The following is a 25,546-nucleotide window of genomic DNA, read 5'->3' on the forward strand; positions in this document are numbered from 1 at the left end:
GTCTGGGGACTGCCGGCATCAGTACCACCCGTTCGGCCCAGCACGACCGACGGTAGATCCGGGTCCTTCGTCCAGATCCTCGACTCTGACACGTCCCTGCCCCACCTGTTGGCGGGCGCCCACGCAGCCAGTCGCTCTCTGCAACACAACAAGACATCAAGAACCGGTTTCGTCATCTTGCTGTTGCCAGCGAGCTGGCCGTGGCGTCTTCCTGCACCGTGCCGATCACCTTGGGCCTGGGAGGGTTTGCGCTTGCGTGCATGCTCAGCGTGCGTGGGCTGTTGTCGACGCCAGGGCCACGCCCACTGCAGCGCCGCGCGCGCCGGTAGCCGCAGCCGCCGACGGCGATTCGAGCTGGCACGCGTTCTGACCGCGACGTCTGTGTAGCACAGCCGCCAAGCGGCCAACACGCCCAAGTCCCGGCAGCGATGTCGAAGCTTGTGTTTGCGCGTGCGCGGTTGATCCACACTCGCGCGCAAGCATCGCGGCATCCATGAGAGCAGGTCACGCATTGCAGTCAGCATGCGCGCGCGATGCATAGCCACACGTGCCTTGGCGTATTGGAACCATGAACGTAAGCATGCTGCACTGCAGCATGACACTTCAGAAATCTGCCTGGCGAACGCTACCGGTGTATCTCTTTTCCACCCTCCCCTAGAGAACACCATGACATTCCTGCACTCCCTGACCGTCGGGCGACGCCTGGCGTTGGCATTCGCGTTGCTGATCGTTTTGTTGGCCGGCTCCACCACCCTGGCGCTGTACGAATTCAAGACCGTCAAACAGCAGGTCTCGATCATCATCGAGATCAACAACCGCAAGGCTGCGCTGCTCAACCAAATGCGCGAGAGCAACATGCTCGGCGAGCGTTATCTTCGCGACTTTATGCTGGCAAGCCCGCAACAGCTGCCTGCCGTCGATGCGCAGCTCAAGGCCAATCGCGCACATTACGCGCAGCTGTGGGCGGCGTTGAAACAACTACCAACCAACAGCGACGGCATGCGCGCACGGCAGGCCATCGAAGACAGCCTCACAGCTGCACGCGCCACCAACGGCCGCCTGCTCGACCTGGTGCGCGCTGGCGACCTGGAGGGTGCAAAGCGGCTGCTCAGCGGCCAGGCGCAGCCCTTGCTGGAACGCCGTTCCAAGGCGATCGCCGCCGCGGTGGAATTGCAGAACCAGCAGAACGCCGCCGGTGCGGACACGATCCTGAGCAGCGTGGCGCTGGCCAATCGCGCCCTGATCGCCTTCGGTCTGTTGGCGGCCGGCCTGGCCGCTGCACTGGCGTGGCTGATTTCGCGCAGCCTGGTACGCCCGCTGAAACAGGCCACGCAGGTGGCCGAAGCGATCGCGCACGGCAAGCTGGATAACCCGATCGGCCCGCAGCCGGGCGACGAGCCCGGCCAGTTGCTGACCAGCATGCGCGGCATGCAGGATCAGCTCAAGGCGGTGGCCGCCGCGCAGCAGGACATGGCGCGCCGGCACGATGCCGGCCAGATCAGCTTCCGCATGGATCAGGCGGCGTTTCCCGGCGAATACGGCAGCATGGTGCGCGACACCAATGCGCTGGTCGCATCGCATATCGAAGTGAAGATGAAGCTGGCGCAGATCATGTCGCGCTACGCCATCGGCGACCTGAGTGAGGATATGGACCGCCTGCCCGGCGAGAAGGCCGTGCTGAGCGACACCATGGATGCGGTCAAGCGCAACCTCTCGGCGATGAACGGTCAGATCCAGTTGCTCGCGCAGGCCGCCGCGCATGGCGACTTCAGCGTGCGCGGCGATACGCAGCGGTTTCAGCATGACTTTCTGGCGATGGTGGAAAGCCTCAACCAGTTGATGGCCACCGCCGATGGCAACCTCGGTGCGTTGTCCGGGGTGCTGCAGGCCATTGCCGCCGGCGACCTGACCGAGCGCATGCACGGCCAGTTCCATGGCGTGTTTGCGCAGATGCGCGACAACGCCAATGCCACCACCGAGCAGTTGTCCGGCATCGTCGGGCGCATCCAGCTGGCCACCAGCGCGATCAACACCGCTGCCGGCGAAATCGCTGCCGGCAACAACGACCTGTCGCAGCGCACCGAGCAGCAGGCGGCCAACCTGGAAGAAACCGCCGCCTCGATGGAGGAACTCACCTCCACCGTCAAGCAGAATGCCGAAGGTGCACGCCAGGCCAACCAGCTCGCCATCGGCGCCGCCAGCGTGGCCTCGCAAGGTGGCGAGGTGGTCAGCAAGGTCGTCGCCACCATGGCCGATATCCAGGCATCGTCGAAGAAGATCGCCGACATCATCAGCGTCATCGACGGCATCGCCTTCCAGACCAACATCCTGGCCTTGAACGCGGCGGTGGAAGCGGCGCGTGCCGGCGATCAGGGCCGCGGCTTTGCGGTGGTGGCCAGCGAAGTGCGCACCCTGGCACAACGCTCGGCCGGCGCAGCGAAGGAGATCAAGGAATTGATCGACGACTCGGTGAGCAAGGTCGCCGAGGGCTCGCTGCTGGTGGACCAGGCCGGCACCACCATGACCGAGATCGTGGCCAGCGTGCAGCGCGTCACCGACATCATGGGCGAGATCTCCGCTGCCTCGCAGGAGCAGTCGGCCGGCATCGAGCAGGTCAACCTCACCGTGACGCAGATGGACCAGGCGACCCAGCAGAACGCCGCGCTGGTGGAAGAAGCCACCGCCGCCGCACGTGCGATGGAAGAACAGGCCGGCCAGCTGTCCGATGCAGTGTCGATCTTCAAGGTGCAGCAGATCGCCGCCATGTCGCCTTCGGACACCCGCCCTGCTCCGCTACGCCTGGCCACCGCCAAGCCGGCCACCGCTGCGAAACGCGTCACCGCGCCTGCTGTCGCGAAACTCAAGGCCAATGCCACCACAGCACCACGCCCAGTGGTTGTCGCAGCCGGCAACGGCAATGCGAACTGGCAGGAGTTCTAAGCGCACTGCAGCTGCATGGCCGCCGGATCAGGCGGCGAGTGCGTCCCAAGCCCCGGCAGCGATGTCGGGGCTGTTGTTTTGTGGAGATGACGCTGCGCAGAGGCGGTTGCCGGTTGCCGACCGCTTACGGTCGGGCTGGACGAGGCCGCGCGCGTCCTCTCATCCGGTGCTGCGAACCATCTGTTGCCGCAGGAAGGAAGGGAGTGTGGCCTTGCACAGTCGATGCAGTCGGGACCGCCGCTGGTCGAAAGGTGATCAAGCGCAGGGTTTTGCGGCCGATACAGGAACCACTGAGGGCCGCATTGCCCGTGCTAGATCAAAGGAAGTCCGCATGCACACCGCCAAGTCAAATCGCTCTGCCCGCACCATGCTGGGCTGTGTGTTCGCCGTCGGGTTGCTGGCTGCGTGCGTGTCGTTGCCGCCCTCCTTCGCCACCCCGGCAGCACCGGTTTCGGTCCTTCTGGATAATGTGCCGGTCACGGCATTGCAGTCGCTGGCGTTGGATCTGGCACAGCTGCACGATGATCAACGTGCACAGCTTGCCGCCAGCCACGACGCGGCGCGTATCGAGGCCTATGACGAGCGTCTGGGCAATCTGCGTCAGCGGATCGCCCGGCATGCTGGCTACTTCCAGGCCACCGCACCACAGGGCGAACAGGCACGCAAGTTCGCGCTGGTGCAGCAGCAACTGGGCAAGTATCTGGCGCAGCAACGCCGGGCCAATCGTGCCCTGCACGAAGGCGACCTGCAGTACGCACAAGCCTTGTCGCTGGGCGATAGCGGCGATACCCGCCATGTCTTGTGGACCGAACTGCAGAGCCTGCAGCAATCGGTCGCAAGCGTGAGCGTTGCGCAGCGCAACTGACCCGACGCAGGCAACGCAAACGTCGCCACGCAGCGACCGGGCAGTATCGCTGTCACGCGCTTCACTCCCCGCTGAGTCAACACGCCTTCTGCGGCTGAAGTAAATAACGAAACGACTGCCACGCCGGTGCCCGCCTGTCCGTGCCGGATACACCGTGCTCGATGCGCAGTGCTGCATGTGCATCGCCTTCATCAGATGCTGAGCGCCGTCACCATATCCGCCTGATGAATGCGTCAGGCGGATGTGAGCCACTTAAAGGTCGCGAGATCGCCATGCCGCCCATGTCACGCGCCATGGGCGAGTACGGCACAACATGTCTTCCATGCACCGCGTGGTGCGCTGGCATGCCCAGCCAGCTGCAACTGCACTGCGGACGCAACGCGCCGTGCCAGCGCGTTAACGCACGAAGTAAAAGCACGCGACTCCAGGCGTCAACACCGCCGCAAATCAGCCGCAGGCCTGTTGTGTCCGGCTCAACATTTTCGCAGCCGGGTCGCTATTCGACTTATACCGGGCCACATTCCTTTGCTGGATATCTGCCATGCCGCTGAAGACCACGGTTGCAAAAACGCTGGCCAACGTGCCGCTCAAGCGCAAGTTCTTCGCCCAGACCGCCTTGGTTGCGCTGGGCATCATTGCGCTGGCCGTGATCGCCGCACGCATGCAGTACGTGGATCTCACCGATGCCCGCCGCGATGGGCTCAAGAGCCAGATCGAGATGGCGATTGCAGTGGTCAATGGCTATGCCGAACGCGCCGAAAAGGGCGAGATCCACGTGGAGACGGCCAAGAAGAGCGCGCTGCACACGCTGTACACCATGCGCGCACGCGGCGGTGTGGATGACATCTACGTCACCGACCAGGCGCCGGTGATGCTGATGCACCCCACCCGCCCGGACTTGGTTGGCAAGCCGCTGAGCGACGTGCTGAGCCCGGACGGCAAGCGTGTCTTTCCGGCGTTCGCCACCGCAGCACAGGCCGGCGGCGATGTCGACTACACGTGGGCCAAACCCCGACAGAAAGACCCGGTGCAGAAAACCTCGTACGCGGCCCTGTACACGCCGTGGGGCTGGGTGATCGGCACCGGCGTGTCCCTGGACGACATCCAATCGCAGGCGCTGGTCTTCACCAGCGTCGTTGCGATCGCGGGCGGCGCGTTGGTGCTGCTCAACTTGCTGGTCGGCTGGATGATCGGCAACTCCATCCTGGAGCCGGTGTCGCGTGCCTTGGCGGCCATCAAAGGCGTGGCACGTGGCGACCTGAGCGTGCGCACCGCCGAACACGGCACCGATGAAATCGGCCAGATGCGCAAGGCCACCGACGAGATGGTGCACACCTTGGAGCGCTTCTCCGCGCAGACCAAGGTGATGGTGCAGATGCCGGCGACGATGTCACCCACCGCATGCCCAGCGATTTTCCCGGCGTCTTCGGCGAGCTGGCCAGCGGCATCAACACGATGATCTTCGAGTACCTGGATGCCATCGTCGATGCGATCGGCATCCTCAACGACTATGCGCAAGGCGACCTGCCGCGCAATGCGGCGCGCTTGCCCGGCACGCGCGCGGTGCTGCACGAAGCGATGGACGCGGCCAAGGCCAGCCTGCTGGCGAGCGACACCGAGAGCACCGGCATCCAGACCTCGTCCAAGAAGATCGCCGAGATCATCAGCGTCATCGATGGCATCGCCTTCCAGACCAACATCCTGGCGTTGAACGCCGCGGTGGAGGCCGCACGCGCCGGCGAGCAGGGCCGTGGCTTTGCCGTGGTGGCCTCGGAGTGCGCACGCTGGCGCAGCGGTCTGCCAGTGCAGCGGAAGAGATCAAGCACCTCATCGACGACTCGGTCGGCAAGGTCGATCAAGGCTCGACATTGGTGGATCAGGCCGGCAAGACCATGGCCGAGATCGTCTCTTCGGTGCAGCGCGTCACCGACATCATGAGCGAAATTTCTGCTGCCTCGCAGGAACAGTCGACCGGTATCGCGCAGGTCAACCTCACCGTCACCCAGCTGGACGAGAGCACCCAGCAGAACGCGGCGCTGGTGGAAGAAGCCATCGCAGCGGCCAATGCCATGCAGCAGCAGGCGCAACCACTGGATGAAGCGGTGTCGAGCTTCCGGGTCGTTGCTGCGACGTCCAACCAGTTCGGCCATGCCAGCAAACGCGCACCGGCGTGGGTCGCGCTGACCACGCACTGATCGCCCCTCTCCGCTTCGGCGGAGCTCCCCTTTTCCTTCCGCGGCCACACCAATGACTTCGCTTTCCAAACACTCACGTTTCAGTGGACGCCTGGCGTATCGCCTGATGTTCGGCACGGCGGTCATCGCGTCGCTGTGCTTCGGTTTGACCGCAGCCATCACCTATTGGCAAAGCAGCCGCGCGTTGAGCACCTCTGCGCAAGCCACGATGCAAAATGCCGCGCGCTACCAAGCAGAGCAGATCGGCAGCGAACTTGGCCAGGCGTTGACCACCGGTCAATCCTTGGCCACGACATTGCTGGTGCAACGCGCCAATGGCGGCATCAGCCGCGACAATGCCGCGGCCGTCGTGCATGACCAATTGCAGGATCACCCCGAGTGGGTGGGCATGGGCACGCTGTGGGAGCCGCAAGCGTTCGATGGCAAGGACAGCGCGTTCGCCAATACCAAGGGCCACGATGCCACCGGCCGTTTCATGACCTACTGGGGACGCAGCGACCAGACACTGGTACGCGAGCCACTCACCGATTACGAAACCCCCGGCCTGGGCGACTGGAATCTGAGACCGCGCGCCCTGCTGCGGCAGACCGTGGCCGAGCCTTACGACTACAAGATCGGCGGCAAGACCGTGCTGATGACCACCTTGTCCACGCCGATCCTGCAGGGCGGCAAGTATCTGGGCGCGATAACCGTGGACGTGGCACTGTCTGCGTTGCAGCAGCGCCTGGGCGCCCTGCGCCCGATGCAAGACGGGTATGTCGAACTGCTGTCGCCCGCGGGCGTGGTGCTGGCGTCGCATGACACCGCGCGCATCGGCAAGCAAGTCACCGATGCCCGCCACCGCACCCTGCTGGAGGCGATCAAGGCCGGCAAAGACGCGCTGAATTTCACCCCCGATGCCGATGGCGCAGTCAGCGCCTACGTCCCGCTGCAGATTGGCAAGGCGCAGGAACGCTTCGCCTTGGGTGTGGTGGTGCCCTATGCCACGATCATGCAGCAGGCGCATCGCTTACTTTGGACCATTCTTGCCGTCGGCCTGGGCTCGGCGCTGGTGCTCAGCGTGGCGCTGTTCGCGCTCCTGCGTCGCCAGGTGGTGCAGCCGCTGGAGGCCGCCGCGCACGTGGCCGATGCGATCGCCTCGGGCAAGCTCGACAACCAGATCACGGTGCAGCGCCAGGACGAAGTGGGCCGCCTGATGGGCGCCATGCAACGCATGCAGAACGACTTGCGCGAACGCATCGAGCGCGATGCGCAGGTCGCCAACGAAAACCTGCGTATCCGCACCGCGCTGGAACACTCGGAAATGGAAGTGTTGCTGGCCGACGAACAGCACAACGCCGTGTTCATCACCGAAGCGCTGCACACCTCATTCAAGCGGGGCGAGCCTGCCTTCCATGCCAAGGGCCAGACTGGCTTCAGTGCCGATGCGGTGGTCGGCAAGCCAATGGAGTATGTGTTCGGTAACGACAGTGAAGGCACGGCGCGTACGCAACGTCTGCGCCAGCTGCAGTCCACCACCATGGAGCGCTATCGCTTCGGGCCGGTGACGCTGGATCTGACCATGACCCCGCTGTATGCCCCCGATGGCCACCGTAGTGGCAGCATGCTGCTGTGGCGCAATATCAGCGCCGAAGTCAGCACGCAGCAGGAAGTGGCCGAGCTGGTGCAGTCCGCCTTGATGGGCGACTTCGGCCAGCGCCTGGCATTGGAAGACAAGCAGGGGTTCTATCTGGAATTCGGCCGCCAGCTCAACGGCTTGCTGGAAACCACTTCGCTGAGCCTGGAACGGATTTCCAGCCTGCTCAGCGCCCTGGCTGAGGGCGACCTCACTGTGCGCATGGACGGCGACTTCCAGGGCGTGTTCGCCCGCATGCGCGACGATGCCAACGCCACCGTGGCGCAGCTCACCGGGATTGTCTCCGGCATCCAGACCTCGGCCACGCAGATCAGCGCAGCCGCCAGCGAAATCGCTGCGGGCAACAACGATCTCTCCCAGCGCACCGAACAACAGGCAGCCAATCTGGAAGAAACCGCGGCCTCGATGGAGGAACTCACCTCCACCGTCAAACAAAATGCCGAGCACGCGCGCCAGGCAAACCAGCTGGCTATCGGCGCGGCCGACGTTGCATCGCATGGCGGTTCGGTAGTCGCACAGGTGGTGACCACCATGTCCGGCATCCAGACCTCGTCCACGAAGATTGCCGAGATCATCTCTGTCATCGACGGCATCGCGTTCCAGACCAATATCCTGGCGCTGAACGCGGCGGTGGAAGCGGCGCGTGCGGGTGAACAAGGCCGCGGATTCGCCGTGGTCGCATCGGAAGTGCGCATGCTGGCGCAGCGTTCGGCTGGTGCCGCAAAAGAGATCAAACACCTGATCGACGATTCGGTGAGCAAGGTGGCGCAAGGGTCGTCACTGGTGCATCAGGCCGGCACTACCATGCGTGAGATCGTGGCCAGCGTGCAGCGCGTGACCGACATCATGGGCGAGATTTCCGCCGCTTCGCAGGAACAATACAGCGGCATCGAGCAGGTCAACCTCACTGTGACGCAGATGGATGAAGCCACCCAGCAGAACGCCGCGCTGGTGGAAGAAGCCACTGCGGCTGCGCGTGCGCTGGAAGAACAGGCCGGTCAGCTGACCGAGGCGGTCGCCGTCTTCAAGCTCAGCCATGCGGTCAAACCCGTGTTGGCGGCATCGACGGCCAAACCAGCGGTGCGTGCAGTGGCCACCTCCAAGCACGTGCCTGCCAGCGGCAAGCGCGTGACGACAACGTTGCGCCGACCCGCAGGCAAGTCGCCTGGCACTACGGGCAACGACAGCCAGTGGCAGGATTTCTGATCGCCCTGTGCTGAGTGCTCTGCGTGATGTCCGGCATGTCTGCACTGCATGCACGCCGGACATCGCGCCACAAGCGAGCACAAGCGCACCTGCATGACGCGCAGGGTTATTCGCCCTCCATCGCTACATCCCCGCACGGCGCATGATTGGCATGCTGCGCACCGCCCTGCCCCATCCGCCCGTCTGACGCGCATCAAGATTCATGCAGTGTTGCCGTTAGTGTGGATGACCTCGACTGCCTGCGCCCCACCGCACCAGCCGGTCCAGCAATGCATGTGAGCTGTTGCAGCAATGCAGCCAGACCATGCATCCGGATATTTGATTCCGCAGATTGCCACGCAAGGGATGCCATGAAGTCATCAGTTATCGCCAGCTGTTTCGCGCTGTTGGGTGTGATCGGTCATGCCCGCGCTGAAGACCCGATCGCAACCGATCGGCCCGATTTCGTCGAATCCAGCCTCACTGTGGGCGACCGTCGCGTGCAGGTGGAAACCAGCGTTGCGTGGGAACGCGATGATGCAGTGGATGCGTATTCCACGCCGACGCTGCTGCGCTACGGCCTGGGCCAGACCTGGGAATTGCGGCTGGAAACCGATGGCTGGCAGCGCATCGACCTGCCCGGCGATACGCAGGTCAGCGGCATGTCCGACGTCTCGCTCGGCATCAAACATCACCTGGCCAGTTCCGACAATGGCAAGACCTCGCTGGCCTGGTTGCTGCATGTGGATCTACCCAGCGGCGCGCAAGCGGTACGCGGCCATGGTGCGCGACCCTCGTTCCGGCTGGTGGCCGAATGGGACCTCAGCGACAGCGTCTCTGCCGGCATGATGCCCGGCGTGATCTGGGACGACGACGGCCAGGGAAACCGCTACACCGCCGGCATTTTTGGCGCAGTGCTCGGCAAGGCCTGGAATGATCGCGTGCGCTCGTTCGTGGAAGTGGCGCTGCCGCAGATCGCCAAAAGCGACGATGGCGGTACCGTGGCGCTGCTCGATGTCGGCTCGGCCTGGCTGCTGAGCAACGACGTACAACTGGACGCGGTCTACAGCCGCGGGCTCAACGACCGCTCACCGGATCACGCGCTCGGCGTGGGTCTGTCTTTCCGCTTCTGACACGGGTTGCACCATGAAAATCATGCACATGTTGGGCGTCCTGGTGCTGGTGGCCGCACTGGCGCTGCTCGCCTTGGGCGGCGTCGGCTACAACGGCCAACGTGGTCTGCTCGATGCGATCGCCGTACAGGTCATCTCTTCCGACGCGCTGCGCAACCACATGCAGGCGGACATGATGCACGACGCGCTACGCGGCGATGTCACTGCCGCGTTGCTTGCTGCCTCCACGAAAGACGATAAAGCCGTTGCGGCCGCGCGCGCCGGATTGGGCGAACATGCCGGTGAATTCCGCGAGTCGCTGGCAGCCAACAGCAAACTGCCATTGGAACCTGCATTGCGCAAAGATCTGGATGCGGTGACGCCGGCACTACAGGCCTATATCGCATCCGCCGACCAAGTAGTGAAGGCAGCCGAAACGCATGCCGACAGCGCAGCGGCTTACGCTGATTTCAACGGCAAGTTCGGCCAACTTGAAACCCGCATGGGCGCCATCAGCGAGCGCATCCTGGCCTTGAACGAAGCCAGCCGCCGCCAGGCAGAGCAATACAGCCACCGCGTGATGTGGCAGCAAGGCGGCGCCGTGGTACTGGCATTCGTGGGCCTGGCGCTGGCCGCTGCCTGGATCCTGCGCTCGGTGTTCGGTCTGCTCGGCGGCGAGCCGCAGCTGGCCATGGCAGCCGCGCAGCACATCGCCGAAGGCCGCCTGGACCAACCGATTCCGGTCGCTGCAAAGCACAGCCGCAGCCTGATGGCCGCCTTGGCGCGCATGCAGCGCGACCTGCGCGAGCGCCTGGAACGCGAACGCAGCATCGCTGCCGAAAATCTGCGGATCCGCACCGCCCTGGATAACGCCTCCACCGGCATGTACATCGCCGACCCGGACCTCACCATCATCTACACCAATAGCGCGTTGCAGAATTTACTGCACACCTACGCGGACGATATCCATGCCTGCGCGCCTGCATTCAATCGCCAGGCCAATCTGGTCGGCCAACCGGTCTCGCTGCTGGAAGTCGGCAATGCACAGGACGCCGAGATCTATCAGCGCCTGGATCGCCAGGGCGCAGCCCAACGCGAGGTGCACTACCGCGCCACCTGCATCACCCAAAACGTCTCGGCCATTCGCGACGATGCCGGTGCGCACCTGGGGTTTGTCTGCGAATGGCGCGATCGTACCGCCGAGGCGCGGGTCGAAATCGACGTGGCCGACGTGGTCCGCAGCGCGGCTGCCGGCGATCTCTCCAAGCGCATCGATAGTGCGGGAAAACAAGGGTTTTTCCTGCAACTTGCACAGCAGCTCAATGCCCTGCTCGATGCCAACGCGGTCAGCATCGACGAAGTCTCGCGCCTGCTCAGCGCACTGGCCGACGGCGATTTGAGTGCGCGGATGCAGGGCGATTTCCATGGTGTCTTCGCCACGATGCGCGATGACGCCAACACCACCGCAGAGCAACTGGCACAGGTGATCGGGCGCATCCAGCAGGCTGCGGGCAGCATCCACACCGCTTCCAGCGAAATTGCCGCCGGTAACAACGACCTGTCGCAGCGCACCGAGCAACAGGCGGCCAATCTGGAAGAAACCGCCGCGTCGATGGAAGAACTTACCTCCACCGTCAAGCAGAATGCCGAAAGCGCCCGCCAGGCCAATCAGTTGGCAATCGGTGCGGCCGGTGTGGCATCGCAGGGCGGCGCGGTGGTGGCGCAAGTGGTCACCACCATGTCCGGCATCGAAGTCTCCTCGAAGAAGATCGCCGAGATCATTTCCGTCATCGACGGCATCGCCTTCCAGACCAATATTCTGGCCTTGAATGCGGCCGTGGAAGCGGCCCGCGCCGGCGAACAAGGCCGTGGTTTTGCGGTTGTCGCCTCGGAAGTGCGCACGCTGGCGCAGCGTTCGGCCGGTGCCGCGAAAGAGATCAAACATCTGATCGACGATTCGGTCAGCAAGGTCACCGAGGGCTCGCAGCTGGTGCATCAGGCCGGCACCACCATGGCCGATATCGTGGCCAGCGTGCAGCGCGTGACCGACATCATGGGCGAGATCGCGGCCGCTTCGCAGGAACAGTCGTCAGGGATCGAGCAGGTCAACCAGACCATCACCCAGATGGATGAAGCCACCCAGCAAAACGCCGCATTGGTGGAAGAAGCCACCGCCGCAGCGCGCACCATGGAAGACCAGGCCAGCCAGCTGGCGCAAGCGGTGTCGCGCTTTACCCTGGCCGATGCGCCGCGTTCGCTGGATACAACGCCTGCGGTTAAAAAGCCGACCACCGCTGCAGTTAATCGGGCAAGCAAGACCAGCACACGGGCGCCGGCTGCACGCAAGCCGGCAGCGAGCGCTCCGACGGTCACCGCCGGCAACGACAGCCAGTGGCAGGACTTCTGAGCAACACCCGTGCGGCACTGCGGCCCATTTCTGGCGCAATGGCACCGTCACATGGCCGCTATCGCGGTTGAAACAGCGGTTCGGCGGCCATCGGCGGGAATCATTTCTGATGACACTAATACTTCATAACTAAAGAATCAGGCGTACCGGCCGCTAGCTTGCTGGACAACGCCGCTAAGCAATGCTTCGGAGCAAATGATGAACAAGTTCAACGACTGGCCGATCCGCCGCAAACTGATGTTTGCCTTCTGCCTGAGTGCCGTGCTCACCGCATTACTGGGCGGCCTGGGTTTTTCGCGCATGAAGCAGATGCAGAGCGAAACCACCCTGATCAATCAGGACGTGGTGCCGGTGTTGAGCCGCCTGTCCGAACTGCGTGGCTTCGCTGGCGAATTCCGTGTGTATGAGGTGGGCCAGTTCGTCAATCTCGAGGACCCGGAACGCTATGCGTATTTCTTCAAGCGCATGGACGAAATCCAGGCCAAGTACGCCGAAACCCAAAAGCAGCTGGATGCCAAGATCGGTCCGACCTCGCCGTTGAAGGCCGAGTACGCCAAGCTGACCGATGCCAGCGCACGCTATTTCGCGGCCAACCAGCAACTGCGCAAGCTCTATGCAGAACCCGACCGCGCCGCCGCGATGGAGTTCTCACGCAAGCAATCGGGCGAGATCCGCAAGGAACTGTTCGCCTCGGTCGACAAGCTGTATGCACAGCAGTCCAAAGCGCTTGGCGACATGGTTGCTGCCAGCGCAGCCTCGTTCAAGCTGACCAGCGCCGTGCTGCTGATCGGCACCTTGCTGATGGCCGCCCTATCGGTCACGTTTGGTTGGTTGATCGCGCGCAGCATCACCTCCCCGCTCTCTAAGGCGCTAGGCGCCATCCAGGCGGTGTCGCGCGGCGATCTGAGCGTGCAGGTCGGCAAGACCAGCAAGGATGAAATCGGCCAGATGCTGGATGCCACCGCTGGCATGACCCAGATGCTGCGCCGCTTCACCGACGAAACCGCGCGCATGTCGCACCTGCATGCTGCCGAAGACATCACCCACCGCATGCCGGAAGATTTCCCCGGCGTGTATGGCACGCTGGCCGGCGGCATCAACACGATGATCTTCGAGCATCTGGATGCCATCACCGATGCGGTGCGCATTCTCAATCAGTACGCACAGGGCGACCTGACCCAGGACGCGCGCCGTCTGCCGGCCAGCCGCGCGATCCTGCACGAGGCGATGGACGCGGCCAAGGCCAGCCTGTTGTCGATCAACACCGAGATCAAGCAGCTGGCACAAGCTGCCGCCGCTGGCGATTTCAGCGCACGCGGCGACGCGACCCGCTTCAAGTACGACTTCGCGGTGATGGTGTCGGATCTGAATTCGATGATGGAAGTCAGCGACCGCAACCTGGGCAAGCTGTCGCAGCTGCTCGGCGCCGTGGCCGAAGGCGACCTCACCGCACGCATGGACGGGCAATTCCACGGCGTATTCGCACGTCTGCGCGACGACGCCAACGCCACCACCCAGCGTCTGACCGACATCGTGGGCCGCATCAAGCATTCCACCCTTGCGATCAACACGGCTGCGGGTGAAATTGCGGCCGGCAACAACGACCTGTCGCAACGCACCGAGCAGCAGGCCGCCAATCTGGAAGAAACCGCTGCCTCGATGGAAGAGCTCACTTCCACCGTCAAGCAGAACGCCGAACACGCCCGCCAGGCGAACCAGCTCGCGATCGGCGCAGCGGGTGTGGCCTCGCACGGCGGCAACGTGGTCGGCCAGGTGGTCACGACCATGTCCGGGATCGAGACCTCGTCCAAGAAGATTGCCGAGATCATCAGCGTCATCGACGGCATCGCGTTCCAGACCAATATCCTAGCCTTGAATGCAGCGGTGGAAGCCGCACGTGCCGGCGAACAGGGTCGCGGCTTTGCCGTGGTGGCCTCGGAAGTGCGTACGCTGGCGCAGCGGTCGGCCGGTGCAGCGAAAGAGATCAAGGGTTTGATCGACGACTCGGTGAGCAAGGTGGCCGAAGGCTCGGCGCTGGTGAATCAGGCCGGCAGCACCATGGCAGAGATCGTCTCCTCGGTGCAGCGCGTCACCGACATCATGAGCGAAATTTCTGCCGCCTCGCAGGAACAGTCGGCCGGCATCGAGCAGGTCAACCAGACCGTCACCCAGATGGACGAAGCCACCCAGCAGAACGCCGCATTGGTGGAAGAAGCCACTGCCGCTGCACGCTCGATGGAAGAGCAGGCGCAGCAACTCACCGAAGCGGTGGCACTGTTCCGCCTCTCGGCCGAACTGGAAGCGGTGACCCGTGCCACGCCGGTGGTGCGCCAGATTGCCGCCAAGCGTCCGGTTGCACTCAGCAAGCCTGCCGCCAAGCCGCAGGTTGCGCGCCCGGCCGGCCGCGCAGCAGTGGCATTGGCACCGTCCAACGAGTCCGATTGGGCCGAGTTCTGACGCAAGTCATCAAATTGCTACATCGACGCCCCGAAGGCTGCGCTACCCAGGTAGCGCGGCCTTTTTCTTGCCGCGCAGCAGCAGCAGCGTCTTTCAAAAGCTAAAACAGGCGCTCATGCGAGCCTTTGATTTTGTCAATCCTTGTCACATATGCCTATTTCTGACAAGAGGTATTCAGTAGATGCATTGACCGCCGCTAATTAAACCGGCGGCATCCTCTTTCACTCGTCGACGCCACATCTACCTCATATACCTCACCGCTCAGGCAGCAAGGAACTCAAAATGAACGCTTTTCTGCAGCGCTATAACGTCGGCCCGAGGCTGGCCGTAGCTTTCGCTGTTCTGATTGTTCTATCCGCAACCATCGCCTTCATTGGCTACCGCGGCCTCAGCTCCGCGCGCACATTGGTGGATGCTCTCGTCAGCCAGAACATGACGAAGATCCGCCTCTCCAATGACATGATCAACGCGAACTACGTCATTGCCGCGGAACTCCGCAACGTAGTGCTTCCGACTAGCGATGAGGAAAATCGCAAGTTCATAAAGAATGTGCAGGCGGCGCGTGCCGACTATACCAAGGCACGCGATGCGCTCTATGCCATGCCCACATCGCCTGCCGGAAAGCAAATCCGCGATGAGATGGACCGCCGCCGAGCGGTCGTAAGGGGGCTCAACGACAAGGTCATCGATTTGGTGACGACCGGTCATACCGATGAGGCCCTGCCCCTGCTGCTGAAGGAAGCGGCGCCCGCCATGCAGCAGTGGCAGGCTAAAATAGCCGAGAACATCACGTTACAAGACAAGTCGGCTGAGGAAGCTTCGGCGGCAGCGCTGCAATCGATGGACCAATCGCGCCATCTATTGATAGCGGGCACGGCGCTGGTGTTGCTCCTGAGCGGCACGCTTGGCCTGCTGATCACCCGCAGCCTCACTCAGCCATTGAGCCGCGCCACCCGCGCTGCTGAAGCCATTGCGCTGGGCAAGTTGGACAACGACGTCAGCACGCAGTCCAACGACGAAACCGGCCGGTTGTTGCACGCGATGGACGGCATGCAGGGCCAGCTGCGCAATCTGATTTCCGCACAGCTGGGCATGGCCAAGCGTCATGAAGAAGGCCAGATCAGCTTCCGCATGGATGCTGGTGCATTCCCCGGCGATTTCGGCCGCATGGCCAATGACACCAACGAGCTGGTGGCCGCGCACATCAAGGTCAAGATGCAGACCATCCACCTGATCGAGCGTTATGCCATCGGCGACCTGTCCGAAGACATGCCGCAACTGCCTGGCGAAAAAGCCGCCATCACCGCGGCGATGAACCAGGTCAAGCACAACCTTGGCACGATGAACACCCAGATCAAGCAACTGGCGCAGGCCGCGGCCAAGGGCGACTTCAGCGCCCGCGGCGATGCCGAGCGCTTCCAGTACGACTTCCGCGTGATGGTGGAAAGCCTCAACACCTTGATGGCCACCGCCGATGGCAATCTGCAGTCACTCTCGGGCCTGTTGCAGTCGATCGCTGCGGGCGATCTCACCGCCCGCATGAGCGGCGACTTCCACGGCGTGTTTGCGCAGATGCGCGACGATGCCAACGCCACCGCCACCCAGCTGGCCGAGATCGTCAGTGGCATCAAGGCCTCGGCCACGTCCATCAGGGGTGCAGCCAGCGAAATTGCCGCAGGCAATCAGGATCTGTCGCAACGTACCGAACAGCAGGCTGCCAATCTGGAAGAAACCGCAGCTTCCATGGAAGAGCTCACCTCCACCGTCAAGCAGAACGCCGAAAGCGCACGTCAGGCCAATCAGCTCGCCATCGGTGCGGCTGGCGTGGCCTCGCAGGGCGGCGCCATCGTCAGCAAGGTGGTCGACACCATGAGCGGAATCGAGGCCTCGTCCAAGAAGATCGCCGACATCATCAGCGTCATCGATGGCATCGCATTCCAGACCAATATCCTGGCCTTGAACGCGGCGGTGGAAGCCGCACGTGCCGGTGAACAAGGTCGCGGCTTTGCGGTGGTCGCCTCAGAGGTGCGCACACTCGCACAGCGCTCTTCGGGCGCCGCCAAGGAGATCAAGGACCTCATCGACGACTCGGTGCAGCGCGTGGCCGAAGGCTCGGTGCTGGTGCACAGCGCCGGCACCACCATGGGCGAGATCGTGGCCAGCGTGCAGCGCGTCACCGACATCATGGGCGAGATCTCCGCCGCCTCGCAGGAACAGTCGGCCGGCATCGAACAGGTCAACCAGACCGTGACCAACATGGACGAAACCACGCAGCAGAACGCGGCGCTCGTGGAAGAAGCCACGGCTGCTGCACGTGCGATGGAAGAGCAGGCCCAGCAACTCACCGAAGCGGTGGCACTGTTCCGCCTGTCGAACGACGTGCAAACGGCCACCCGCGCCGCGCCGGTGGTGCGCCAGATCGCTGCCAAGCGCCCGGTTGTGGCGAGCAAGTCTGCCGCCAAGCCGCATGTCGCACGTCCGCCGGCGCGCTCCACTGTCACCTCGGTGGCCTCCAACGAGTCCAATTGGGCCGAGTTCTAGCACTGGTCACGGCGAGTGCACAGACACACCGCGTTCGGTAGCGAACGCGGTTTTTTTATGTCTCTCTGTTTTGGCTCACGGTGCAACGTCACACGACGACAGGGCGCCGGTACTGGGGACGCGCCGACAGCATCTGTTCGTCCGCCAGGGGGCCTGTTTTGACGTCGAGTTCGGCCTTCGCTGAGCGGCCGCAGATGACGTCCACGCGCCGGTCGCTGCTGCAGTCGGCGCGGGCCGGGGTCACAACCCTAAATGGTGTCGAAATCGCGTGATTATTTCGTGACGACACCCTTCAGTCCTGGGTGACACCGCCGCTAGCTATGTCAGCGATGAGTATGCACGCGATCGAGAGAATACCTCACCGCACGATGCCTACCGCACGGCCGATCCGGGAGCGCCGAATGGATGGCTCTCACTACACATTTTGTTATCAGCTCAAGGTGCATTCGATGAAACAGCTAAGTCTTTCGACACAACTGGCACTGGGCTTCGGCGCAGTTGTTCTTGTGCTCTTGATCGTTGCGACAGTGGGGATACGCGGGCAGTCCGAGCTGTCGGACGCCGTCGCCATGAACGACCACACCTATCAGGTCATCGCCACCGGCCGCGCCATGTCCATCGCCACGGTCAATGTCGAGACCGGCGCACGCGGCTTTTTGCTGTCCGGGCAGGAAACCCATCTCGCCCCATACAACAACGGCAAGGTGCAGTTCGAAAAAGAATTCACCCACGCCAAGACCTTGACAGCCGACAACCCGGTGCAGCAGGAACGCCTGCAGCGCCTGCATGCGGCCTATGACCAATTCATGGGCTTTGAAGACAAGTTGATCGCGCTGCGTGGCAAAAGCAACGACGCCGAACTGTCTGCACTGCTCACCCAGTTCAGAGCCGGTCATGAACGTGCGGCGATGGGGCAGATTCGTCAGCTGCTGGTCGACTTCGAAGGGCAGGAAAACGAACTCCTGGTCAAGCGCAGCGCGACATTGCAGGCTGCAAAGACCAGTAGCCGTTGGTCGATGATCATCGGCAGCGGCATCGCCGTGCTGGCGGCGCTGGTCAGCGGTTGGTTGATCCGCCGTCGCCTGATCAATCGCCTGGGCACCGCTTCGCACGTGGCCGATTCGATTGCGGCCGGCAACGTGTCCATTAGCGTGGACAGCAGCGGCACCGACGAAACCGGCCGCCTGCTCGCAAGCATGAGCAAGATGCAGCAGCAGTTGCAGAAGGTGCTGCATGGCCAGCTGGAAATGAAGCGCCGGCACGATCAGGGCGAGTTGAACTTCCGTCTGGACGAGACAGCGTTTCCTGGCGACTTCGCAACCATCGTGCGCGGCAACAACGACCTGGCCGCCTCGCACGTTGCAGTGATGATGCGGTTGTCACAGATCATGGGCCAGTACGCTATCGGCGACCTACGCGAAGACATGGAAGCCCTACCCGGCGACAAGGCCGTGCTCAGCGATACCATGGCCAAGGTCAAGGACAACCTGTCCTCGGTCAATCGCGAAATCAAGCATCTCTCGCAATGCGCCGCCAATGGCGACTTCAGCGCCCGCGGCCATGCCGAAAACTTCCAGCACGACTTCCGCGTGATGGTGGAAAGCCTCAACATCTTGATGGCCACCGCCGATGGCAATCTGCAAGCGCTCTCGGGCCTGTTGCAGTCCATCGCTGCCGGCGACCTCACCGTCCGCATGAGCGGTGAATTCCACGGCGTGTTTGCGCAGATGCGTGACGATGCCAATTCCACCGCCACGCAGCTGGCCGAGATCGTCACCGGCATCAAGCAGTCGGCCGTGTCGATCAAGGGTGCTGCCAGCGAAATCGCCGCCGGCAATAACGACCTGTCGCAGCGTACCGAACAGCAGGCTGCCAGCCTGGAAGAAACCGCTGCCTCGATGGAAGAACTCACCTCCACCGTCAAGCAGAATGCCGAAAGCGCACGCCAGGCCAACCAGCTCGCCATCGGCGCCGCCAAGGTGGCCTCGCAGGGCGGCGAGATCGTCAGCAAGGTGGTCCAGACCATGAGCGGGATCGAGGCCTCGTCCAAGAAGATCGCCGACATCATCTCGGTCATCGACGGCATCGCGTTCCAGACCAACATCCTGGCCTTGAACGCGGCGGTGGAAGCCGCACGTGCCGGCGAACAGGGCCGCGGCTTTGCCGTGGTCGCCTCCGAAGTGCGCACCCTGGCGCAGCGCTCCTCGGGTGCCGCCAAGGAGATCAAGGACCTCATCGACGACTCGGTGCACCGCGTGACCGAAGGCTCGGTGCTGGTGCACAGCGCCGGCACCACCATGGGCGAGATCGTGGCCAGCGTGCAGCGCGTCACCGACATCATGGGCGAGATCTCCGCCGCCTCGCAGGAACAGTCGGCCGGCATCGAACAGGTCAACCAGACCGTCACCCAGATGGACGAAACCACCCAGCAGAACGCCGCGCTGGTGGAAGAAGCCACCGCCGCCGCACGCTCGCTGGAAGAACAGGCGGTTGGATTGACCGAGGCAGTGGCGGTCTTCAAGACCGAGCACGGCACCACCAGCAACGTTCGCACTGCCCACGTCGTCAAGGCGGCGCCGGCCGTGCGCGCCAAGCTGAGCACCGTCGGCGGCACCGCTGTAGCCAAGCCACGCGCGATCGCTGCATCCACGACCGCCGAGACCAGCTGGCAGGAGTTCTGACGGGCAGGATCGGCATCGGTGGGCCAAGGCCTACCGATGCCAACTGCGTCAGACGTCAGCTCCACGGACAACAGCGTTTTGGAACACCGCCGGGCCCGATCGAACGTCTGCAGGCTGCAGACGTTCGACCGGGCCCGCTTTGCATTGATCGACCCAACCGGCAACGCACCGCATGCCGGTCGCAGCCTGGCTGGCGTTGCCCCGCGCCAGAGAACTCGCCCGCCGGCCGATGCAGCCGGCGCTTGTCGGCTAGCTCGCCCCTTTCCGATCAATCACTTATCGACATGCACCTGGAGCGCCTGCAGCAAAGCAGCGCTTGGTGCCTCTACCGACATGCGCGCCAGGCGCCCTCCCTGCACACACCGCTGCATGGTCCCTGGTAGCACCACACGGCCTGGCCTGCATCGTCGAGAAGCGCGCGCCCAATCCGTGAACGATGCCAGCTATAACTAAACCTAAATGGCGAGCTCAAGTATAGGACGGGGTCGCCGCTACCTGCCCTGCAATCGGGACGGCGCCGACACGCTTTACCAGCGCCAGCGATAGACGTCGTGGGGCCGTCCCGAGATTGCAGCGGGTGCCGACCGTGATCGCGAGGTCGCCGCCGTTGCACCGGACCGTCTCCTTATCCCCCCTCCCGGCAGGTATGTTTCATGATCGGTTTTCTTCAACGCTATAACGTCGGCACCCGCCTTTCGGCCGCGTTCGGCTTCCTGATTCTGCTGTCCTGCGGCCTGGTGGTCGCTGGCCTGATGACCCTGACACAAGCGCGTGGGCACATGGACTCGATCGTCAAGCACAATATGGCGATCCTCGAATATGTCGGCGAGATGCGCAGCGCCAGTGCAGACATTGCGATCAATGTTCGCAATATCGTCCTGCCAACCACGCAGGAAGAAAACCTCGGTTTTGCCAAGGTGATCGAGGAACAGTGGCAGCACTACAACCAAAACCACGACAAGCTCTACGCACGCCCGCCGGCCAACGCCACCGGTGCGCAGATGCGCCGGCAGATCGATACTGCGCGCGAAAAAGCCCGTATCGCCAATCAGCAGGTGATGGACCTGGGCTTGAACTACAAGCCCGATGAGGCGCTCAAGGTGTTGATGCAGCAGGCGGCACCGGCGAACCGACAATGGCAGGCCGCACTCGATGCGTACGCTGCCCGCCAGCGCACCCGTGGTGCAGCTGCCTATGCGGACGCGAATACCGCGATGGATCATGGCCGGGCGTTGCTGATCGCCGGCGGCATTGCGGTGATTGTGGTCAGCGGCCTGCTGGCCTGGCTGATCACCCGCAGCCTGACCCAGCCCTTGCACCGCGCCACCCGTGCCGCCGAGGCCATCGCCGAGGGCCGCCTGGACAGCAACGTGCACACCACCGCAACCGACGAGCCCGGACGCTTGCTCAGCGCCATGGCCAAGATGCAGACGCAGTTGCAGCGTTTCTCCAGCGAAACCACGCGGATGATCGAGCTGCACGCCGACAAGGACATGACGCACCGCATGCCGCAAGACTTCCCCGGCGTCTACGGCGACCTGAGCAAGGGCATCAACACCATGATGTTCGAGCACCTGGACGCCATCGTCGATGCGATCGAAGTACTCAACGAATACGCCCGCGGCGATCTGCGCCGCGACGCACGGCGCCTGCCGGGTAGCCGCGCGGTGCTGCATCAATCGATGGATGCAGCCAAGGCCAGCCTGCTGGCGATCAATACCGAGATCAAGCGACTGGCCAGCGCGGCTGCGGCCGGCGACTTCAGCGCACGCGGCGACGCGCAGCGGTTCGAGCACGATTTCCTGCGCATGGTGCAGGACCTCAACGCAATGATGGAAGTCAGCGACACCAGCCTGAGCAAGTTGTCGGCGCTGTTGCAGTCGATCGCCGCCGGCGATCTCACTGCCCGCATGCACGGTCAGTTCCACGGCGTGTTCGCCAAGATGCGCGACGACGCCAATGCCACCACCGAACAGCTCACGCGCATCGTCGTGCGGATTCAGAGCGTGGCGAGCAACATCAGCGCAGCCACCGGCGAAATCGCCGCCGGCAATAACGACCTGTCGCAGCGTACCGAACAGCAGGCTGCCAGCCTGGAAGAAACCGCTGCCTCGATGGAAGAACTCACCTCCACCGTCAAGCAGAATGCCGAAAGCGCACGCCAGGCCAACCAGCTCGCCATCGGCGCCGCCAAGGTGGCCTCGCAGGGCGGCGAGATCGCCAGCAAGGTGGTCGACACCATGAGCGGGATCGAATCTTCGTCCAAGAAGATCGCCGACATCATCAGCGTCATCGATGGCATCGCTTTCCAGACCAACATCCTGGCGTTGAATGCCGCAGTGGAAGCAGCACGCGCCGGCGAACAGGGCCGCGGCTTTGCCGTGGTCGCCTCGGAAGTCCGCACCTTGGCACAGCGGTCGGCCGGTGCCGCCAAGGAGATCAAGGACCTGATCGACGACTCGGTGCAACGCGTGGCCGAAGGCTCGCTGCTGGTGCACAGCGCCGGCACCACCATGGCCGAAATCGTCTCAAGCGTGCAGCGCGTGACCGACATCATGGGCGAGATCTCCGCCGCCTCGCAGGAGCAGTCCTCGGGCATCGAACAGGTCAACCAGACGGTAACCCAGATGGACGAAACCACCCAGCAGAATGCGGCGTTGGTGGAAGAAGCCACGGCTGCCGCACGCGCACTGGAAGAACAGGCGGTCGGATTGACCGAGGCAGTGGCGGTCTTCAAGACCGATGGCAACGATGCCGCGCCTGTCTCGCGGGCGGCACCCGCACGCCCGGCAGTGACGCCCGCGTTCAAGGCGACCGTCGTTGCGGCCGGGCGCGCCCCGGCCTCCAAGCCGCGCGTTGTGGTCGCCGCGCCCAGCAACGACAGCAGTTGGCAGGAGTTCTGAACCGACCGACAGCAGTGACTGAACCGAACTGGCCGGCCGCAATGCCGACCAACTAAAGGCATATAAGGCCTCAGCCGATAGCCTGCTTATCTCCATGAGAAGTGACGATGACCACCTCACCCACGCCGTTGCCACAGACCGTTCCAGCTTCGCCACGCCGCTGGACCAGCCGTTGGGATGACCTGGCCATCGCCAGGAAACTCGGCATCATCGGCGTGCTCGCGTTGGCCGGGATGGTGATCCCGGTGCTGCTCTACAGCGGCAAGCTCAACGAAAGCGTCGCCATCAGCAGCAATGAATTGCGCAGCTACGCACCGCTTGGCCAAATGCTGGGCCTGATCACCGACCTGCATGCCGCCCATGTGGATAGCGGAAGCGCCGCCAGTGCGGCGGCACAGCGCGCCGAGCGCGATCTCACCCAACTGCTCGCCACTACTGCCACCTTGCCTGGCTTCGAACGCAGCCAGAAGGAATTACTGGCCCTGCAGCAGCGCCACGTTGCCGGTGCCGCCGCCGCGGGCTATGCCGCCGTCAGCGAACAGGCCTTCTCCGCGCTCGATGCATTGCGCGACGACAGCCAGCTGGTCTACACCCCGTATATCGAGAGCTACCACCTGGTGGTTTCCACGCTGATCTATAGCCCCGAGACCACCGAATCGCTGACGCGCCTGGACGCCGCCAGCGACCCCTCGCAGGCGGGCGACAGCCGTACCATGCTGCGCGAACAACTCGATCAGCTTGCCCGAAACCATGCGCGTTTCCGCCATGAGCTGGACAAGGCAATGGGCCTGCTGGAACAGCCCGACCCTGCCCTGGCCGATGCCGCCAAGATCGAAGCCACCCAGGCAAGCGCAGCACTGGCCGCACTCGGTACCGCCCTGGACGGCAGCGATGCAAAAGCGGACGCACAGTGGAATGCCGCACTTGATGCACTTGGCCAGACCATGCGGGACCTCAGCAAGGTCTCGTTGCAGGCGCTGCAGCGGCAATCCGAACGCCACCTGGTCGACGCACGCAACGCGATGTGGCAAGCGATCGCCGGCCTGTCGGTGCTGGCGCTGCTGATCGTCGCGCTGGGCTGGTACACCTTGTCGCGCCTGACCCGTAACGTGCGCCGCGCCGCTGCAGTCGCGGCCAATATCGCGCAGGGCCAGCTGGACGATCATGTCGTCGCAGCCGACCGCGACGAAACCGGGCAATTGCTCGCCACCATGCGCCGCATGCAGGAACAGCTGCAGCGCGTGCTGAGCGCGCAAAGCGACATGGCGCAACGCCACGACGCCGGCCAGATCAGCTTCCGCATGCAGGCAGACAGTTTCCCCGGTGCTTACGCCACCATGGTGCGCGACACCAATGCGCTGGTTGGCTCGCACATCGCGGTCAAGATGAAACTCGCGCAGACCATGTCGCGCTACGCCATCGGTGACCTGAGCCAGGACATGGACCGTCTGCCCGGCGAAAAAGCCGTGCTCACCGACACCATGGATACCGTCAAGGCCAACCTGTCGGCGATGAACAGCGAGATCAAGCTGCTCGCACAGGCCGCAGCCAATGGCGATTTCAGCGTGCGTGGCGATGCGCAGCGCTTCCAGTACGACTTCCGCGCGATGGTGGACAGCCTCAATCAGTTGATGGCCACTGCCGACGCGAACCTGCAGTCGCTCTCGACCGTGCTCCAGGCCATTGCCTCAGGCGATCTCACCACCCGCATGCACGGCGATTTCCACGGCGTGTTTGCGCGCATGCGCGACGACGCCAATGCCACCGTGATCCAGCTGGCCGATATTGTCGGGCGCATCCAGCACTCCACCGATGCCATCAACGACGCTGCCAGCGAAATCGCAACGGGTAATCAGGATTTGTCGCAGCGCACCGAACAGCAAGCGGCCAATCTGGAGGAAACCGCTGCCTCGATGGAAGAACTCACCTCCACCGTGCGCGACAACGCCGAGCATGCGCGCCGCGCAAACCAGTTGGTGGTGGGTGCGGCCACGGTCGCCTCGCAAGGCGGTGCGGTCGTCGGTGAGGTCGTCGGTACCATGGCCGGTATCCAGGCCGCGTCCAAGAAGATTGCCGACATCATCAGCGTCATCGACGGCATTGCCTTCCAGACCAATATCCTGGCCTTGAACGCCGCAGTGGAAGCCGCGCGTGCTGGCGAACAAGGCCGTGGCTTTGCAGTCGTGGCCAGTGAAGTGCGCACGCTGGCGCAGCGCTCGGCCGGTGCGGCGAAAGAGATCAAGCAACTGATCGACGATTCGGTCAGCCGGGTCGAACACGGCAACCAGCTGGTCGGCCAGGCCGGTCGTACCATGCAAGAGATCGTCGATTCGGTGCAGAACGTCACCACCATCATGCGCGAGATCAGCGAGGCCTCGCAGCAGCAGTCGCAAGGCATCGAACAGGTCGGCCAGACCATCGCGCAGATGGATCAGGCCACCCAGCAGAACGCCGCGCTGGTGGAAGAAGCCACTGCAGCCGCCCGTTCGATGGAAGAACAGGCGCAGCAATTGCGCGATGCGGTGTCCGTGTTCCAGCTGCAGCGCAGCGGCCTGGGTCGCGCTGCCTGAGGCGACACCTGGCAGCTTGGCTGCATCGGGGCGCTGCGCTCACGCATGCGTCCC

10 protein-coding genes and 2 pseudogenes are annotated in these 25,546 nt (G+C 63.6%); all 12 read left to right on the forward strand.

The window, feature by feature from the left end:
• The first annotated feature begins 666 nt into the window (after nt 1–666).
• The 12 genes and pseudogenes from XpruCFBP8353_RS16450 to XpruCFBP8353_RS16505 all read left to right on the forward strand — a co-directional run bounded on the left by XpruCFBP8353_RS16450 (nt 667) and on the right by XpruCFBP8353_RS16505 (nt 25,492).
• Nucleotides 667–2,940, forward strand: coding sequence for a methyl-accepting chemotaxis protein (locus XpruCFBP8353_RS16450; protein WP_101364159.1), 2,274 nt, complete (start codon nt 667–669; stop codon nt 2,938–2,940).
• A 331-nt stretch (nt 2,941–3,271) separates the two neighbouring features.
• Entirely contained in the window at nt 3,272–3,805 is a 534-nt protein-coding gene (locus tag XpruCFBP8353_RS16455) for a hypothetical protein (RefSeq protein ID WP_101364160.1), read from the forward strand.
• 718 nt (nt 3,806–4,523) lie between these two features.
• A pseudogene (locus XpruCFBP8353_RS24645) lies at nt 4,524–4,862 on the forward strand (cache domain-containing protein); the annotation flags it as partial.
• An 84-nt stretch (nt 4,863–4,946) separates the two neighbouring features.
• Nucleotides 4,947–6,000: pseudogene (locus tag XpruCFBP8353_RS24650) on the forward strand (methyl-accepting chemotaxis protein); the annotation flags it as partial.
• Between the two features lie 52 nt (nt 6,001–6,052).
• Complete coding sequence (locus XpruCFBP8353_RS16465) at nt 6,053–8,842, forward strand: methyl-accepting chemotaxis protein (protein ID WP_162301087.1); 2,790 nt, start codon at nt 6,053–6,055, stop codon at nt 8,840–8,842.
• A 350-nt stretch (nt 8,843–9,192) separates the two neighbouring features.
• On the forward strand, nt 9,193–9,954 hold the full coding sequence (locus XpruCFBP8353_RS16475) for a transporter (RefSeq protein WP_101364161.1): 762 nt from the start codon (nt 9,193–9,195) through the stop codon (nt 9,952–9,954).
• A 13-nt stretch (nt 9,955–9,967) separates the two neighbouring features.
• Nucleotides 9,968–12,340: a methyl-accepting chemotaxis protein gene (locus tag XpruCFBP8353_RS16480; RefSeq protein ID WP_101364162.1), complete on the forward strand. Its 2,373-nt coding sequence runs from the start codon at nt 9,968–9,970 to the stop codon at nt 12,338–12,340.
• 198 nt (nt 12,341–12,538) lie between these two features.
• Nucleotides 12,539–14,797, forward strand: a complete 2,259-nt coding sequence (locus tag XpruCFBP8353_RS16485) for a methyl-accepting chemotaxis protein (RefSeq protein ID WP_101364243.1) — start codon at nt 12,539–12,541, stop codon at nt 14,795–14,797.
• 282 nt (nt 14,798–15,079) lie between these two features.
• Entirely contained in the window at nt 15,080–17,338 is a 2,259-nt protein-coding gene (locus XpruCFBP8353_RS16490; RefSeq protein WP_101364163.1) for a methyl-accepting chemotaxis protein, read from the forward strand.
• 569 nt (nt 17,339–17,907) lie between these two features.
• Nucleotides 17,908–20,019: a methyl-accepting chemotaxis protein gene (locus XpruCFBP8353_RS16495; RefSeq protein WP_101364164.1), complete on the forward strand. Its 2,112-nt coding sequence runs from the start codon at nt 17,908–17,910 to the stop codon at nt 20,017–20,019.
• A gap of 653 nt (nt 20,020–20,672) precedes the next feature.
• Complete coding sequence (locus XpruCFBP8353_RS16500; RefSeq protein ID WP_101364165.1) at nt 20,673–22,922, forward strand: methyl-accepting chemotaxis protein; 2,250 nt, start codon at nt 20,673–20,675, stop codon at nt 22,920–22,922.
• A 107-nt stretch (nt 22,923–23,029) separates the two neighbouring features.
• The gene (locus XpruCFBP8353_RS16505; RefSeq protein ID WP_101364166.1) at nt 23,030–25,492 is read left to right on the forward strand and encodes a methyl-accepting chemotaxis protein; all 2,463 of its coding nucleotides are present in this window, start codon (nt 23,030–23,032) and stop codon (nt 25,490–25,492) included.
• Nucleotides 25,493–25,546 lie beyond the last annotated feature (54 nt).

The sequence above is a fragment of the Xanthomonas prunicola genome, assembly GCF_002846205.1.
Classification (GTDB): domain Bacteria; phylum Pseudomonadota; class Gammaproteobacteria; order Xanthomonadales; family Xanthomonadaceae; genus Xanthomonas; species Xanthomonas prunicola.